Consider the following 16945-nt stretch of genomic DNA (forward strand, 5'->3'; position numbering starts at 1 on the left):
GCCTATTTCTTTTCATAGATGGGAAGGTCTCGGGACTATTGTCTGAATATTTCGTTACACAGCATACTCTGATATATGCTGTGTAACGATGCTGGCGAGGGGGTTATTTACCTAGTTTCGTTAAGAATTTATCCCACCAGATTAGATAATCGTCGGGACTAATATCAGGCGCTAGTCCTCTCTCTAGCATGGTTTTTTTATAATGTCTGGCGAAAAAATCATCCCAATATTGGATTTCTTTAGGGTCTTCATCGACCATGCCCATGTCCCCAGTTTGTGCTTGCCACAAACTAAGTTGATTTCTAAGTCGGATGAGTTGCGTTTTATATGCCGGATCAGTTGCTAAATTATTGACTTCATCTGGATCGTTCACCGTATCGTAAAGCTCTTCTGGAGGGCGAGAATCCGCCATAAATAAGGCCTGTTGCGGGGTCAGTTTGCCTTGGGCATTTAGCTTATTCATCAGAGCCATTACTGGATACTGTAGATTTTTATAAGCATTAAAGTCTGTGTAAGGCTTTTCAGGATAGAAATTCTTTATATATTTGAATTGGTTATCGCGCACAGCTCTTACCCGATCATCTGTCTCATCGCATCTATCTTTATGAGCATATACATAGTCTCTGGTTTCTTTGTGTGGCCCAAACATCACTTTTCCTTCGATATATTGGGGCACCTTTATTCCCGCCAGGTCCATACTGGTAGGCATTATATCGATGATGCTCACTAACGTATCGTTGCTCTGATTTGCTGGTATTCCTTTACCCCACACGATAAGTGGTACGCGTAAACCACCATCATATAACCATTGTTTATCGCGCAGCATAGCTCTTCCATGATCGCCAAAAATGAATACTATGCTGTTATCAAGAACACCGGCTTCTTCTAGTTCATCAAATAACAGACCTACTTTTTTATCGACCGTTTGCACAGTTTCCAAATAAAGTGCCCAATCACGCCGTGTTATCTCGTGATCAGGGTAGTAGCTTGGTAATTTAACGTCTTTTGGATTGATGGGATCATCTGGGTCGGCTATAAATGTACGATGAGTCTCACTATAATTAATTTGGGCAAAAAAAGGTTTATCAGCATATTTCTCTTGGTAGGTTTTCCAGGCTGGTTTATCTAAAATTTTAGTGTCAATGGGAGCGTGAGTATAAGCTCCTCCCGAATATTTTATCTCACCGTCTTGGGCATCAAATGCATTCACTGTAGGTGTGAAATTAAAATCTGTTTTTTGCTTTGGTCCCATTAACAAGCTCACATAACCTGCGTCACGCATATATTCGGATACCATTCTCACATCTTTTGACAAAGTGTAGTCATCGCTTAAGTGACTTCTATGGTGCTGTGCGCCAATACTAGTGGCATGCATACCCGTAAAAATCGCTGAGCGTGCGGTAGAGCAAACAGCGGCGGTGGCGAAGGCGTTGCTATAGCGAACGCCCTCACTGGCTATTGTATCTAGGTTGGGGGTTTTTACTGCAGGGGTGCCGTTGTAGGCTAAATCTAATGAAATATCTTCTAGTACCACCCAGATGATATTCGGTTGCTTAGCCGACGGATGAGTCGACTTCATCTTAGAGGCTCCTTCGGTTGCCGAAGCAGTATTTGAGATCAGTAAAGATAATAGAATAAGAACGTATTTAGTAGATTTCACGTGTTGCTGCTCCTGATTCTAAGCGGGTCTGGCGTGCTTCTATGCTTTGCATTATTAGCTCCATTTCGTTCACCTTTTGCGGCAGTTTCTTGGCAAGGTTCGTGTCTTCATGAATATCAGATACTAAGTTAAATAATTGAGGCGTGTTCATTGTACCGGGATCAATATTCTTCTTTTTTACGACGAAGCTGGCATTTTTATCTGTCGCTCGTATGTATTTATAACTTCCGCTGCGCAGTGAAAGGGTATGAGGGGTTTCTTCTATTAGCGTCTTTCTCGCGGGTAAGTTCGGATTAAAAAGTGCGGGCAAATAGTTTTCGCTATCAATGGCTTCTTTTTCATCAAGCGGTAAACCGAGTAGGTCGGCGATAGAAGCATAAATATCGATTTGGCTTATTAGTGAATCACTTACTCCCGCGTTGACCTTAGAGGGATAATGTACGATGAACGGAACGCGAGTTCCGGCTTCATATGCACTGTATTTACCACCTTTAAAAGGACCATTGGCTTTATGTTCACCGATTAATGTTAAAGCGTCATCGTCGTAGCCATCTGTCAGTACTGCACCGTTATCAGAGGTGAATATAATAAGGGTATTGTTTAATAGGTTATTGGCCTTTAATTGTTCAACAACTTGGCCAGTAATCCAATCCATTTGCACAATGGCATCACCCCGCACGCCCATAGTCGTCGCGCCTTTAAATCTATCATTCGGTAAGCGAGGAACATGAATGTCATGAAATGAAAAGAATAAGAAAAAGGGGGTGTTTTTGTTATCCGAAATAAAAGTATTGGCTTTTTCAGTGGTCACTGTAGAAAAGTCTTCATCTACCCATTCAGCTGACTTTCCGCCGGCCATCCAACCTATTCGACTCACACCATTAATAATACTTTGACTATGCTGACTATCTGCTTGCTGACGTAATAAGTCAGGGCGCTCATAGCCGGTCGGCCTGTTACCGATTTTTTTGTTGTAATCAACATAAAGAGGATCATTCTTATCTAGGTTCACGACGTTATGATTTTCCAGATATATCGAAGGTACGCGGTCACCTGTTGCAGGGATTAAAAAGCTGTAGTCAAAGCCAATTTCTAACGGACCGGGTTTAACGTCCTCGTTCCAATTCACAGGGGCCGTATCGGCGCCTAAACCAAGATGCCACTTACCCACTACGCCCGTTGTATAGCCTGCTTTTTTTAATAACTTGGGCAAAGTCGGCTGTTCGGGCGAAATGACCATAGCGGCGTCGCCTTTTAATATTCGTATGTTTTTTCTAAAGGCATGCTCACCTGTTAACAACGAGTATCTAGAAGGTGTGCAAGTCGCTGCTGAACTATGGGCATCTGTAAACTTGATCCCATTCGCGGCTAACTTGTCGACATGTGCAGTGGTAACACTTTCTGCCCCATAGGCGCTTAAGTCTCCATAGCCTAGATCATCAACATAAAATATGATGATGTTTGGTTTGGTTACTCGCTCACTGGGCTTCGGGGTATCTGCAAGTGCGTTTGAGCAAACGCTTAGCACTGCAATGCAAGATAGGATAAAAAATAATTTTTTCATTTCGATAATTCAATCCAGTTAATTCACCAGTTTTGTTGGTGACCAAGGCGAAATATATTTATTCATTCACATTACCATTACTTTTGTTATTGGTAAATCGTTGTCCTTATTTGTTGTTGCATTTATTTACATCATGTTTTTTAAATAAATAACTTAATATGCTGATTTTATTGTTTTTTTATTTGAGTTTTAGAACGATTAATAATGGTTTGTTAATAATGTTGGTGTTTAAACTAGCGGTATTGTATTTTTTATGTGATATTTAGGGGTATCGTTGTCCTTCACCTGTAAACCAGACTCGTCCGCAATTCGTTAAAGAGGAATTATGAACATAAAACAAATTTTATTGGTTAGTGGCGCATTAATTGCGTCTGTAATGGGGTTATCAAGTTGTTCAAATCCTGATAGAGAAATATCGACTCACACTCAGATGAATGATGTGATGAGTGAAAAGCGCCCAAATGTCGTTATTTTCTATGTAGATGACCTAGGGTATGGCGATATAAGCAGTTATGGTATGACTGCCATAGAAACACCTAATGTGGACGCCTTAGCTGCTGAGGGCATAAAGTTTACGGATGCTCATAGTACTGCTGCCACATGCACGCCCTCAAGATATTCAATGTTGACGGGGCAGTATGCTTTTAGAAACAATGCGGCTATTTTACCCGGTGATGCCCCCCTTATTATTGACCATACTAAGCCGACGCTGCCTAAAATGTTTCAGCGAGCCGGTTATACTACAGGCGTGGTAGGTAAGTGGCACCTAGGACTTGGCGATGGTTTTGTTGATTGGAACAAAGATGTTAAGCCGGGGCCAATTGAATTAGGGTTTGATTACAGCTTTTTGATGCCTGCTACGGGCGACCGGGTACCTACCGTATTTCTAGAAAATCATAACGTCGTTAACTTAGATCCCAACGACCCCATAACAGTCAGCTATGAAAAAAGAATCGGACATAGGCCTGTTGGAACGGAATCACCTGAGACTCTAAAGCAAACCGCTGATCTGCAACATAGTGCAACCGTTGTGAACGGTATCAGCCGTATCGGTTGGATGGCCGGAGGTAAATCGGCCGAGTGGGTTGATGAAGATATTCCGCTGGTTTTTACTGATAAAGCTATTTCGTTTATTCAGGAAAATAAAGATCAGCCCTTTATGTTGTACTTTCCGTTTCATGATATCCATGTTCCTCGAGTGCCAAACAAAATGTTTGCCGGTAAATCCGGTATGGGACCAAGAGGCGACGCGATTTTACAAATGGATTGGATGACAGGGCGTATTGTTGACGAACTTAAAAAACAGGGTTTGTACGATAACACCTTGATAGTATTCTCAAGTGATAATGGCCCAGTAATGGATGACGGCTACAATGACCAAGCCGAAGAGTTGCGGGGCGATCATGATCCTGCTGGCGGATTTAAAGGTGGCAAATACAGTGCTTATGAAGCGGGCACACGTGTACCTATGATTGTGACTTATCCAAACGGTTTAATTCAAAATGGTGAAAGCGATGCGTTGCTCAGTCATATTGATTTATATGCCTCATTTGCTGAGTTAATTGGCGCAAAGTTAGAAAAAGACGGAGCATCTGACAGTGTTAACGTACTACCGGCGCTACTGGACAGCCGTGCAAGTGCGCGAGAGGAAATGCTCGAGGAGTCCTTTACCTTGGCACTTAGAAACGGAGACTGGAAATACATAGAGCCGTTTAATGGCCAAACACCGGATTGGCTGGCGAATAAAACCGCGATAGCGAATGGTCTGCAAACGTCAGCTCAACTGTTTGATTTGTCAAAAGACAAATTTGAACAAAATAATGTAGCTAAGCAGCATCCAGAATTGGTCGCTAAATTTCAAGCTCGTTTGAATGCAATCAAAAAAGAATAGAAGACTTGGGCGTACTCGTCTTTGAAAAATCAGCATTTGGAGCCACTCCAATGACTTCGCCAGAAGTCCTTCGTCCGGTCCAAGTGCTGAAATACGTATTGATTACAAAGTAAAATTTTCTGTTATTGCTGATGTATAGACAGATGGAAGTCTACAATATAAAAGAAGGTTACATGAGCGCTTCTTAAAGCAATATTTCCCTGTAATATCAGCTCTTTAATTTCCCTGAAGTAGAGCCGTTAGGTATAAAGCTATTTGCAGTGATGCTTTAAAGAGCGTTTAGGTTCTAGCGAAACAAGATCAGTAATTTTGACAAGGATATAAGCAGTTGAACGTCGCGAAGCGGTATGTAGTAGATGCGGTATATGTGAAGAAAATTACATTTTACACTTTATTGTTTTCTTTTATATGGGCTGCACTTTTTAGCCTCTGCAGTGCTGAGGGTACAAATAGCGGTTCGGTACCTTACGATACTTCTTACACAGCACCGTCCACAGCACCGTCAAAAACGCCTTCTAAAGCATCTTTTAGTGCGTTTAATAAAGCGACCTCTAAAACCGCTTCGAAAATTGAAGGGCCACATTACGTCGGAGCCAAAGCTTGTCAAAGTTGCCATCAAAGTGAATATGAACAGTGGCAACAGTCCGACCATTTCAAAGCCATGCAAGAGGCGACCAAAGACAGTGTGTTAGGGGACTTCGCGGATACTGATGTCGAGTTTCATAATATAAAAACACGCTTTTTTGTCGAAAACGGCCATTACAAAATCACCACCACCAACAAACAAAATAAAGTTGAAACCTTTGATGTACCGTACACGTTTGGCTTTTATCCTTTGCAGCAATACTTAATCGATGTTGGTGAGGGGAAACTGCAGGCGTTTAACGTTGCTTGGGACAGCCGCAGCGAAGAAGATGGCGGTCAGCGCTGGTTTCATTTACAGCCGATTGAAAAAATCACTCCGCAGCACCCATTTTTTTGGCAGCGCCATTTTCAAAACTGGAATAGCCGCTGCGCCGATTGCCATACCACCGATTTAAAACGTAATTTTGAGCCGAAAACCAATGCGTTTAACACTCAATTTAGTGAAGTGAACGTGGCCTGCGAGAGCTGCCACGGTCCAGCACAGCAGCACATTGAACTGGCAAGAAGCGATGCTTTAACGAAAGATCAATCGGGGTTTACTCAGGTACTGCCAGCGCTAAAGAATTTTGCTTTTGGTGAAGGTAACTCTATCGCTCATGCTGATGGAAAACCAAATAACAGTGAGGTAAACGTTTGTGCTCGTTGCCATTCATTACGCACTCCTTTAAGTCATCCATTTTCTGATGCAGACGCCAAGCAGCCTCAGCAAAGTTTTGTGGATGACAACCGACTCGAGTGGATCCGCGCGCCGTTTTATCATGCTAATGGCAGCATCAATGAAGAGGTTTTTGTGGCAGGCTCGTTTATGCAAAGCAAAATGCAACATGCCGGCGTAACGTGTTCAAATTGCCATAACGCACATACGGGGAAAGTGAAAATACAAGGCAATGGCCTGTGCTTACAATGCCATCAGGCTGACACTTTTAATAGCCCAGAGCATCATCACCATACTCCGCAAACAGACGGTGCGATGTGCGTGAACTGCCACATGCCCGAAAAAACCTATATGGGTGTGGATGATAGAAGGGATCATAGTTTTTTATTGCCTGATCTGAGCTTTAACAACGAATCAAGTGAGCCACAAACCTGTTTAGCCTGTCATGACAAAGACGACAAGCATTGGCGAGAAGCCAGTCAAAAAGTATGGGGCAGCAATACCAAGCACAACGCGTGGCAAACTGCCCGTCAACATGTGCAAAATGTTGCTCCTCAAGGGTTAGACGAAGCCATAGCGTTTATTCAAAACCCTGATAACAGCCGCTTACGCCAAGCGTCTTTATTGGCTGACTTGAGTCAATATCGCTCCCAGCAAGGGGTAGATATTGCCCTCGAAAATCTTGAAAGTGAAAATACCTTAATGCGCCGGGCAGCCGTTGAGTCCCTAGAAATTCTTAGCCCACAGGCACGTTGGCAGGTATTGAGCGCAAAATTGAATGAGCCGAGTAAGTCGGTACGCTTCGAAATGGCCCGGTTATTAGTGGATAGCGTGGGTCAGTTGTCACGTGTTGATAAAGCGAAACTGATGCCACTGCTAAATGGATACCGTGACATGCTTGAGCTGAACGCTGATTCGCCTATTACCCAATTGGCCATCGGTCATTTGCATACCAGTCTGGGGGATTTGGCGTCGGCGGAGCAAGCTTATCAAACCGCTTACAAAATCGAACCCAGTTATATACCGGTGTTAATTCAAATCTCTGAGTTTTACCGCCAGCAGGGCCAAGACGAAAAAGGCGCAGGGTATTTAACCCAGGCACTAAACGTTGAGCCGAACAATGCCCAAGCCAATCACGCGTTAGGCTTGTTTAAAATTCGCCAGAAACAATATGGGCAAGCGCTGGCGAACTTGAAAATATCAGCACACAGCGATGAAGCATTGCCGTCTTTTGCTTATATTTATGCTGTTGCCCTCGACCACCAAAGCCACACTAATGTAGCTATCAGTGAATTGGAAAAGGCTCATCAGCGCTGGCCAACTGATACTGACGTGCTAAGTGCGCTCATCAGCTATTTGAACAAGACAGGCCAAACGGATAAAGCGCAGCAATACGAATCTAAATTGCGTGCGTTGCAGCAATAGTGGTCAATGTTGAGAGCAGTTGAAGAGCGTGATTTATTATCTTTTAGTATATCTGTTAGCAATGTTTCTGACTTCTTTTCGCTTTGCGAGGACAACGTAAAATCCTCGCTCAAGACAATGGATTGGTCATGAAGGAGAAAATGTTAGTCGAACTAATGCTAAAGCAAATTCGTTTTCTTCACATAGCGCTAAGGATGCGCAAAGCAAGAAGATCGTCTCATCTTTGATAGGGGGTATGAATTTATTGGACTACTGCGGGTCGCTCATTGGAAAATATTTAGTGTGTAATTAAAAGCTAACCCGTAAAGATTAATATGAGATTGAAGATTAATTATCAACTTTACTCTGTCACATTTATATTATTCGAACTCAAAAGCACGAGTTCTGTGGCCTCTAGCAGTATGGCGGGGATTCCCTCTCACCGCCATTTACTAACAAGCCCTTGCATGACGCGGACCTTATTGTTTTTTTGGGGGTAGCGGATTGACCTTGATGATATCTGCATCAGTAAGGTCTACCGGAAAATACGCAACGACCATACGATTAGCTACAAGGGCAAATTCTACTTTATTGGCTCTCCGCTTAAACGCCCTGTCGCAAACCAAACAATTGAAATCCGAGCTGGTGAAAATAAGCCATTCGGTACTTACTTCGTCGGACGTAAGCTATCGATAACTGAAGTCAGAGAGCCTGAAAATGCCCATAGAAGATACGAAGATGCAAAAGAAGCATTCCTTCTTAGTTGCGTCTCCCGCGATACCATTTATCGCCATCACAAAATAATTAAACAGGGCGGGATCCATTCGCTAAAACGTAAGGCAACGTCAGATTTAAGGCATGGGAATGGTGTCGATATTGATATTGAAAGAACAGTTATCGGATACTCAATACAGTATCCGCGCATTCATCTAATACCCGCTACGATGCAAATTTCTCATTTGCGGGACAATGTAGGGCGTCCAATATTCGCTTAACATCCACCCAATAGAAAACTCAGTCAGGTATTTCATCCTAAGCACATTAGTGGGCCTCGTTATCCATCGGCCACACAATTGGAAATTGAGACGTAAGAATTTTGACCGCCCCCCCACAAGGTTAGGTGTGCAGCTAGTGAGTATACACACACACGAAACGAGCCCTATGTCAGGGCTGGCGCCCTAACTGGCAAGGCTGACAGTAGCTAGGTTAATTCGCAGAAGCCAGCTCTTGTTTAATCGCGCGCTCAATCATTCTGCGTGCTCGTACTCCACCTGCATCTATATCTAATTTAAGAAGTGTCCTATCGGGGTGACGTAATAGATTTTCTTGTTGTCGCTCTAATACGTTTAAATCCTCGGCAAAGATGGCGCCTTGTCCACTGCGGATTGAATCCGTAAGCTCGCTATCTTGGGGTTTAAAGTCTCTTGCCATCCCCCAAAAATACCAAATGGAATGATCAGATTCGGGGGTGATGAAATCAACCACTATGCTGCTCGCTTTGCATTCTTTAGGCGCTAGGTAACCCCCCTTACCTGCGTGAGCAACCCCCACTTCTATCATAATATGGCTGGGTAAGTTGAAGCGACAGATTTGCCAACGGTCGACAGGAATATCATCGGCTAAATCATTGGCGCGCAAGGCCGATGCCCAAAAAGGCGGTGCCATTACATTTTCCATAAACCGGCTGGTGACAATACTTTCACCATCAACTTTCGTGGTAACGGGCGCTTCATCAATTTCTTTTTGCCCTATGCTGCTGGCGTGTACATAGGTTTCATGGGTTAGGTCCATCAGGTTATCGATCATCAAGCGATAATCACATTTGATATGATATAGCCCACCGCCATAACCCCAGTTTGGATTGTTTGGCCATTCTAGCTTTGGCAGTAAGGATTCATCGGCTAAACTTTTATCGCCCGGCCAAATCCAGATATACCCATAGCGCTCAACGACTGCATAACGTTGTATACAGGGAAAAGCCTGAACACGTTGATTTGGCATTGCCTTGGTAGCACCATCGTCACCCATGCGTAAGCCGTGATAACCACACACTAATTGACCATTTTCGACTTTTCCTAAGGACAAAGGAGCCCCCCTATGAGGGCAAAAATCCTCTAGAGCAACCACCGTTCCATGAGTATTTCGGAAAAACACTAAGGCGATGCCGCATATTTTACGAGCGAAGGGGGCCGTCGTAATTTCATCTGGTGTACAAGCAACGTACCAAGTATTTAATGGATATTTTTGCACAGACATAAATTTAACCTTTTGTTAACGTTGGATCCATTCTATGCAATTTTAGCGGGCTAAACAATTCAAAATAGCAGTTATTGGATCCAATTTAGTTTTATTATGAGGTAATATGTAGAGTGAAAGCGACTTGTGGGGTGCGTATGCGGCTGATTATAATCTCAATCCCCATGACGATAACAAGATGCCTGTTTGAATTGGATCCAATAAAGGATGATTACGTTTATACTGGGAAAGGTTTTTTAGTGACCCAATACAGGAGAGACAAATGACGCGAGAGGGGCAAGGGATAGTCAGCATTTTGCGAGATAAAATTGTATCAGGCGAATTTCCTGTAGGTGAACGTCTGGCCGAAATTCCTACCGCTGAATTGCTGGGTATTTCTAGGACGCCGGTGCGCATCGCATTTCGTGCTTTAGAACAAGAGGGGTTGCTGACCAAATTACCTCGTCGGGGCTATATGGTCAGGAAAATCACGCAGCATGAAATTTTAGGCTCTATTGAAGTTAGGGGCGTGCTAGAAGGGTTAGCGGCTAGGCAAGCAGCGGAAAAGGGCCTAGATGATCCCACCATCGAGCAGATGAAACATTGCTTAGTCGAAGGGGATGACTTGTTTAGTAAGGGCTATATAAGCCAGTTGGATATTGAGACGTATCAGCGTTTAAACAAACGCTTCCATGATTTAATTTTGCAGGCTAGCGGGAATCCTGCCATTCACGCTGCTTTGAAATTAAATGAAAATTTGCCTTTTGCATCCGCCACAGCGCTGGTGTTTAACCCTGCACAACTTGACCGAGAATTTCGTCGTTTCAATTATGCCCATATGCAACACCATGGGGTATTTGACGCCTTAATTAAACGCCAGGGCGCACGCTCTGAAGCTATTATGCGCGAACACGCTAACGTGGCTTTAAGTTATGGTGATCTGTGGGATGAACAGGGTAAATATAAGTTGCTTGATTAGATCCCATAGCAAATTTTAACGCTTCATCGCGATAATAGACGTACTTTATAAGTCGGGGTTACGGCTTATATAAGTGCATTTCAACGACAGGCGCTATTAAGAACGGTCGTTTACAGCGTCAGCGCCATCCTTTATCAAACCAGCTAACCACTGTAACCCCGGATCCAAGTTGCGCACTTTGTGCCATTGCATACCCTCAACAATTTCAGGAAAGGGTTCCCATGTCGGGTGAAGCTTGATTGGATACAGTTTTGCGAAGTGCAGAGCATATCGGCGGTGCATAGTGGCAAGGCGTTTGGTGCCCACTACGGCTTGGCATAATGCGCCGAAATCAGGTAATTGAACTTCTACGCGACGCTTCCAGCCTGCTTGGTTTATATGATTGTCTGCGATTGATGGTCTGCGCTCGAGGCCGAAGCTTGCTACTGCATGCCCACAAGCAAAGAAAGTGTCAGCATCAATGGTATCAAAATTCGCTCCTTGCCAGCTAATGATCACCTCTTCGTCTCGCCAAAGTTCGGTAAATGCGTGTCCGGGCAGGGCAAACCTATCCACGGTTAACAACAAATCGATTTCTGCTCGTTCAAAGCGCTCATTGACTTGCTCATTGGGAGGCACTATTTCAAAGGTAACTGAAGGAGCTAACGATGCTGCTTTGGCAACCACATTAGCCAACAAAATGGTATAGGCGTAATCAGAAACGGATACTACAAAATGACGTGTCGTGGTCAGAGGATTAAAACTACCTGCGCGCGTTATCTCACCTCTTATTTGCAGTAATGCCCGATGCACTGGTTCGGCTAGTGCCTCTGCCTTTGGAGTCAGAAACATACGTCGGCCGCTTTGCACGAGAAGCTCGTCATTGAAGTATTCGCGCAATCTCTTGAGGGCACCGGTAACCGCAGGCTGGCTAAGATGAATGCGACGCGCTGCAGCGGAAACGTGTCGCTCTTCAATTAATGCCTCTAGGGCCACCAGCAGGTTTAGGTCTAATCCATCGAATCTCATTTTTGTAACCTATCAGCGTTACTTATTGCTTGCAAGGTTAATTCTGATTGGACGTTTATAGGTCATAGATAGAGAGTAGCGTGATGAGTCGCCATTTTGATAGAAGGTTAGGTGTATGAGTACTGATTGCTGTACAGAGAAAAATGTAATCACGGTGAATAAAAAAGGCACACATTTGGTTGTAGACATTCATTGTCATTTGAATGTAGCGGCAGCTGATAAAATTGTGCAGGCTAAGTATCCGGGCCCACCGCCAGGGATCCATGAATTTTCAAGTCCCCAATCGAATGAGGTGAACAAAGCGCAGTTTTGTACAATCGGTCCGACGCTTAACAATATAAATTTACGTATTGAGGATATGGACAGACTAGGAGTGGACGTGCAAGTGATATCGCCCAATCCTGGCCAGTATTTCTATTACACCGATGCTGAGACAGGTCTGGCAGCAGCCCAGGCCGTTAACAATGGTATTGCTGATGCCGTAAACAGTCATCCTGAACGGTTTGTCGGTATGGGGACGTTACCTATGCAAGATATCCCCTTGGCAATTGCAGAGATGAAACGTTGTGCATTAGAACTTAACCTTCGTGGTATTGAGATCAGTACCAATGTTAATGGTAAAGATTTACATCACGACGAATTGCAGCCTTTTTTTGCTGCCGCTGAACAACTTGGTATTTTACTTTTCATTCACCCTCTTGGTTTTACCCATGCTCACCGAATGAAGGAATACTATTTTAATAACCTCATCGGCAATCCGTTGGAATCAACACTTGCCGTGGGGCATTTGATCTTCGGTGGCGTGCTGGACCGCTACCCAAGTTTGAAAATTTGTGTCGCCCATGGTGGTGGTTATATTCCAGGTTACTGGGGGCGCATGGATCATGGCTGGCGAGCTCGCGCTGATTGCAGTGAACATTGTCAACATCTCCCTTCAAGTTATTTACGCAGACTATGGTTTGATACTTTGGTGTTCGACAAAGAACAGTTGGACTCCTTAGTGCGCACGCACGGTTCAGATCGTCTCTGTCTGGGCAGCGACTATCCGTTTGATATGGCTGAGCCTGATCCTGTGGGGTTTCACAGTGAGCTATCTGAAACAGATAAAGCCAAAATTCTCGGCATCAACGCAGCAGAACTACTTGGGCTGACGATTAAAAGTAGTTAGCTGACCTATAAGTAAGAAGAATATTTTCACTCAACCTATAAGTATCACGAATAGCTGGGCGTGTATTTTATCATTGGACGGTAATAGGTTCAGTGCCTATATTCACCCAAAGATTGAGTACATCGCTTTTTCTCATATCGAAATGCGTGCTGAGGTTGAAAAGCTCAATAAATAAATTAATAACAAGTGGAGTAACCCCATGAGGCTAAAAAGCCCCCATCATGTCAAATTTCAAGTGCTGGATTTAGACCAGACAGAAACATTTGCCAAAGACTTCGGTTTATTAACCGTAGAGCGCACTGACCAAAAACTAATTATGCGAACCGGCGGTGGTGATGCCTTTTCATATATCGCTGAAAAAGCAGATACAGCCAGTTTTATTGGGCTTGCTTTCGAAGTTGAAGCCCTTAGCGACCTAGAAGCAGCAGTAACAGAACACGGTGCAAGTGCTATTCGCGAACTAACCACGCCAGGCGGTGGTCAAGCGGTAACCCTGACAGATCCGAATGGTTTTAAAATTGATCTGGTGTATGGAATTGAGCGGGTTTCCCCTGAAACGCCTTACGACCAATTAGTGATGAATGCCCCAGGGCAATATGTTCGTAACGAACGTTTTGAGCCTAAACGACCTATGGCGCCGGCGAAATTATTCCGGTTGGGTCATGTAGGGTTATTTGTACCAAGCTTTGCTCAAAGTTTACCTTGGTATAAAGATGTTCTAGGTCTTATCCCAAGCGATGTATACCACATCCCGGGGCAGCCTCAGGTACAAATTGTTGGTTTCTGTCGCTTGGACAGAGGCGAGGAACTGGTTGATCACCATGTCATTGCATTAATGCAAAGTCAAACAGGTGAAACGGCGTGTCACCATATTAGTTTCGAAGCTCAAGATTTCGAAGCTCAATTTATGACCCATCGCTATTTAGAATCGAAAGAATATGAATTGGTGTGGGGCGTAGGACGTCATCCCCATGGTAGCCACATTTTTGATGTGTGGCGTGACCCAGATCGTAATCGATTTGAAACCTTTTCAGACACCGATCGGTTAAAAGCCAGTGATGGTTCACGCGTACACAACATTGCAGAAGTGGAAATGGATGTGTGGAGTTCTGAGCCACCTGATCGTTATTTTGCATGATCTCAGTGTTCTGCCAACAAACAAAATAAGAGGAATAAATTTATGAGTGCAAATGACTTTATGGCGCAGATGGTAAAACCAGCTGTTGAGCCAGAAAATATAAATTCAGTGACTGGTTTAGTTGAAGGTACATTTGGCATAGGCACCTATCAGGTAGCAGGCGAAGCCGCTTTTCCAGGCTTGGTTTTACCTAATGGCGATGTGCTCGATTTATCTGATCGTTATGCAGATACCCACGCCATTTTTAATGATTGGGACAACGCCTTGATTTGGCTAAAAGAAGTTGCAGCAAAGCAGGAGCGTCCCGCAAAATCCTTAGACAGCTTGAATATCCTGCCTGTTTTAGCGCACCCAAATATGATTTGCGCAGCGTCAAACTATCGTCAACATGTCGCTGAGATGATGACTTTTAACAAATTCAATCAAGATAAGCGTTTACCCGGTGAAGATGACGAGGCGTTCTTCAAGCGTAATTACGAAGAAGTGGATCGCCGCGGACGCGAAGGTATGCCCTACTTTTTTACAGGTTTGCATTCCGCGTTGTGCGGACCAAACGATGATGTTCCTTTACCTTTGATTGGTCAGCAGCCGGACTGGGAATTAGAACTAGGTGTCATAGTGGGTAAAAGCGAGCGTTATGTTCGTCCCGAAGATGCAGATGATCTTATTGCCGCTTACGTAATGGTGAATGATATAGGCACGGTGGATGAGTTCAAACGCGCTGATATCAAGTTCAACTTTGATTGGGTTAGTAAGTTTCAGCCTAACTTCAAGCCATTTGGCCCATTTGCTGTACCAAAAGAATTTGTCGATCGTAATAAGATGCAGATTAAACTAAACGTCAATGGCGAGAAACGTCAAGATTGGCCCGCAGAAGATATGATTTTCTCCCCTGAGAAAGTGCTTTCTCATGCATCGGAGCGCCTTAAGTTAATGCCTGGCGATTTAATGATTATGGGCTCCCCTCCTGGTAACGCTGCAACGCTGGGCGGTTTGTGGCTTAAAGAAGGTGACGTTATGGAAAGCTCTATTACTTATCTTGGGCGTCAACGCAACAACATTGTTAAAGAAGAAACCAACGGACGAACCCCTACCTATGGTCCGTTCAAAACCCAGTGGTAAGGTAAATATTAAATAAAGCGGGTCGTACAAGCCCGCCTTATTTGATGCAGTAAACGCAAATCGAAGCTAGCTCTTTAGTGACCTGAGGCTAATCATTCACAAGGGTAAGCGACTTAACGATTACTTGGAAATTCAGCGTAGTGAAACGTGTTTTATTTTTCAGGTATGACACAAAAATCTTTAATAAAGGTGACTCTCATGAACAAAACAAGTAATCGCGGTGTTGTATACAAAGGCCCAGGCCAGGTGGCTATAGAAAGTATTGCTTTTCCTGAGTTGGCGATTGGTAATCGAAAATGTCAGCACGGCGTGATCCTAGAAGTAGTAACAACCAATATTTGTGGTTCTGATCAGCATATGGTTCGCGGGCGAACCACAGCACCGTCAGGGTTAGTGTTAGGCCATGAAATTACCGGTCGAGTCATCGAGGTGGGTCGAGATGTAGAGTTTATTAAGCCAGGTGATTTGGTTTCAGTGCCATTCAATATTGCCTGTGGTCGCTGTCGCAATTGTAAAGAGGGAAGAACGGGCATTTGCTTAAACGTAAATCCTGCTCGACCTGGCGCCGCTTATGGCTACGTTGATATGGGAGGCTGGGTCGGAGGGCAAACTGAATATGTTATGGTGCCCTATGCTGATTTCAATTTGCTCAAGTTTCCCGATCCTGAACAAGCCATAGAAAAAATCCAAGACTTAACCTTGTTATCTGACATTTTCCCAACTGGATTTCATGGATGCGTAACGGCTGGGGTGGGTCCTGGGTCGACAGTTTACATTGCAGGAGCAGGACCTGTTGGCCTTGCTGCTGCCGCATCTGCTCAGTTGTTAGGCGCGGCATGTGTCATAGTGGGCGATATGATTGAGGAGCGCCTCGCACAAGCTCGTAGCTTTGGCTGCGAGACGATCGATCTGACCCAAGAGGGTGATATGGGGGATAGGATTGAAGCTATCATCGGTGAGCGTGAAGTTGACGCGTTCGTGGATTGTGTCGGCTTTGAAGCACACGCTTGTGGCCACAATCACCATCAAGAATCACCAGCAACTGTGCTAAATTCAGCGATGAAAATGACGCGGGCAGGAGGCCAAATTGGTATTCCTGGTCTGTATGTTACAGAAGACCCTGGTGCGGTAGATGATGCTGCGAAGCAGGGAGCGCTAAGTATGCGTTTTGGTTTGGGATGGGCGAAGTCTCATTCGTTTCATACCGGCCAATGCCCAGTGATGAAATATCATCGGGCACTGATGCAATCGATTCTATTCGATAAAGTAAAAATTGCTAAAGCGGTAAATGTGAAAATGATCTCGTTAGATGATGCCCCCAAAGGATATGCCGATTTTGATGGTGGTGCTGCGATGAAGTTCGTCATCGACCCACACGGTAACGCAGCTTAATAAATGTAACCTTAGACATGAACTCGCCTGCCTTGCGCTTGGCAGGCGAGTACTACTTACTATTGTTCGTTATTTGTCTTAATG

General features: G+C 44.2%; 11 protein-coding genes. 7 read left to right on the plus strand and 4 right to left on the minus strand.

Going from position 1 to position 16945, the window contains the following annotated elements; all coding sequences use genetic code 11:
• Positions 1-103: 103 nt before the first annotated feature.
• Positions 104-1579, minus strand: coding sequence for a sulfatase family protein (locus tag AC0VYA_RS03840; RefSeq protein ID WP_475490102.1), 1476 nt, complete (start codon positions 1577-1579; stop codon positions 104-106).
• 67 nt (positions 1580-1646) lie between these two features.
• On the minus strand, positions 1647-3224 hold the full coding sequence (locus AC0VYA_RS03845; protein WP_475490103.1) for a sulfatase family protein: 1578 nt from the start codon (positions 3222-3224) through the stop codon (positions 1647-1649).
• A 325-nt stretch (positions 3225-3549) separates the two neighbouring features.
• On the opposite strand from AC0VYA_RS03845, the gene AC0VYA_RS03850 reads away from it, so the two are divergent.
• Entirely contained in the window at positions 3550-5115 is a 1566-nt protein-coding gene (locus AC0VYA_RS03850) for a sulfatase family protein (protein WP_475490104.1), read from the plus strand.
• Positions 5116-5683: 568 nt separating this feature from the next.
• On the plus strand, positions 5684-7840 hold the full coding sequence (locus AC0VYA_RS03855; RefSeq protein ID WP_475491029.1) for a multiheme c-type cytochrome: 2157 nt from the start codon (positions 5684-5686) through the stop codon (positions 7838-7840).
• A gap of 1185 nt (positions 7841-9025) precedes the next feature.
• Here AC0VYA_RS03855 and AC0VYA_RS03860 read toward each other — a convergent pair.
• Complete coding sequence (locus tag AC0VYA_RS03860) at positions 9026-10075, minus strand: Rieske 2Fe-2S domain-containing protein (protein ID WP_475490105.1); 1050 nt, start codon at positions 10073-10075, stop codon at positions 9026-9028.
• A 262-nt stretch (positions 10076-10337) separates the two neighbouring features.
• On the opposite strand from AC0VYA_RS03860, the gene AC0VYA_RS03865 reads away from it, so the two are divergent.
• On the plus strand, positions 10338-11033 hold the full coding sequence (locus tag AC0VYA_RS03865; protein WP_475490106.1) for a GntR family transcriptional regulator: 696 nt from the start codon (positions 10338-10340) through the stop codon (positions 11031-11033).
• 96 nt (positions 11034-11129) lie between these two features.
• Here the strand turns inward: AC0VYA_RS03865 and AC0VYA_RS03870 are convergent, their stop codons facing one another.
• Positions 11130-12041, minus strand: coding sequence for a LysR family transcriptional regulator (locus AC0VYA_RS03870; protein WP_475490107.1), 912 nt, complete (start codon positions 12039-12041; stop codon positions 11130-11132).
• Positions 12042-12156: 115 nt separating this feature from the next.
• On the opposite strand from AC0VYA_RS03870, the gene AC0VYA_RS03875 reads away from it, so the two are divergent.
• The 4 genes from AC0VYA_RS03875 to fdhA all read left to right on the plus strand — a co-directional run bounded on the left by AC0VYA_RS03875 (position 12157) and on the right by fdhA (position 16861).
• On the plus strand, positions 12157-13209 hold the full coding sequence (locus AC0VYA_RS03875) for an amidohydrolase family protein (RefSeq protein ID WP_475490108.1): 1053 nt from the start codon (positions 12157-12159) through the stop codon (positions 13207-13209).
• Between the two features lie 199 nt (positions 13210-13408).
• Positions 13409-14347 carry a VOC family protein gene (locus AC0VYA_RS03880; RefSeq protein ID WP_475490109.1) on the plus strand — a complete coding sequence of 313 codons (939 nt, stop codon included), beginning with the start codon at positions 13409-13411 and terminating at the stop codon, positions 14345-14347.
• Positions 14348-14389: 42 nt separating this feature from the next.
• Complete coding sequence (locus tag AC0VYA_RS03885; RefSeq protein ID WP_011573738.1) at positions 14390-15469, plus strand: fumarylacetoacetate hydrolase family protein; 1080 nt, start codon at positions 14390-14392, stop codon at positions 15467-15469.
• Positions 15470-15667: 198 nt separating this feature from the next.
• A complete protein-coding gene (gene fdhA, locus AC0VYA_RS03890; RefSeq protein WP_011573739.1) occupies positions 15668-16861 on the plus strand; it encodes a formaldehyde dehydrogenase, glutathione-independent in 1194 nt (397 codons plus the stop codon).
• Positions 16862-16945 lie beyond the last annotated feature (84 nt).

It is taken from the genome of Paraglaciecola sp. QJM3NY_14, assembly GCF_056173245.1.

Excerpts from the sequence above, each read along its gene's own strand:
- fdhA (WP_011573739.1), top strand. The coding sequence starts at position 15,668 with ATGAACAAAACAAGTAATCGCGGTGTTGTATACAAAGGCCCAGGCCAG.
- AC0VYA_RS03875 (WP_475490108.1), top strand. The coding sequence starts at position 12,157 with ATGAGTACTGATTGCTGTACAGAGAAAAATGTAATCACGGTGAATAAA.
- AC0VYA_RS03860 (WP_475490105.1), bottom strand. The coding sequence starts at position 10,075 with ATGTCTGTGCAAAAATATCCATTAAATACTTGGTACGTTGCTTGTACA.
- AC0VYA_RS03880 (WP_475490109.1), top strand. The coding sequence starts at position 13,409 with ATGAGGCTAAAAAGCCCCCATCATGTCAAATTTCAAGTGCTGGATTTA.
- AC0VYA_RS03840 (WP_475490102.1), bottom strand. The coding sequence starts at position 1,579 with ATGAAGTCGACTCATCCGTCGGCTAAGCAACCGAATATCATCTGGGTG.
- AC0VYA_RS03850 (WP_475490104.1), top strand. The coding sequence starts at position 3,550 with ATGAACATAAAACAAATTTTATTGGTTAGTGGCGCATTAATTGCGTCT.
- AC0VYA_RS03885 (WP_011573738.1), top strand. The coding sequence starts at position 14,390 with ATGAGTGCAAATGACTTTATGGCGCAGATGGTAAAACCAGCTGTTGAG.
- AC0VYA_RS03845 (WP_475490103.1), bottom strand. The coding sequence starts at position 3,224 with ATGAAAAAATTATTTTTTATCCTATCTTGCATTGCAGTGCTAAGCGTT.
- AC0VYA_RS03865 (WP_475490106.1), top strand. The coding sequence starts at position 10,338 with ATGACGCGAGAGGGGCAAGGGATAGTCAGCATTTTGCGAGATAAAATT.
- AC0VYA_RS03870 (WP_475490107.1), bottom strand. The coding sequence starts at position 12,041 with ATGAGATTCGATGGATTAGACCTAAACCTGCTGGTGGCCCTAGAGGCA.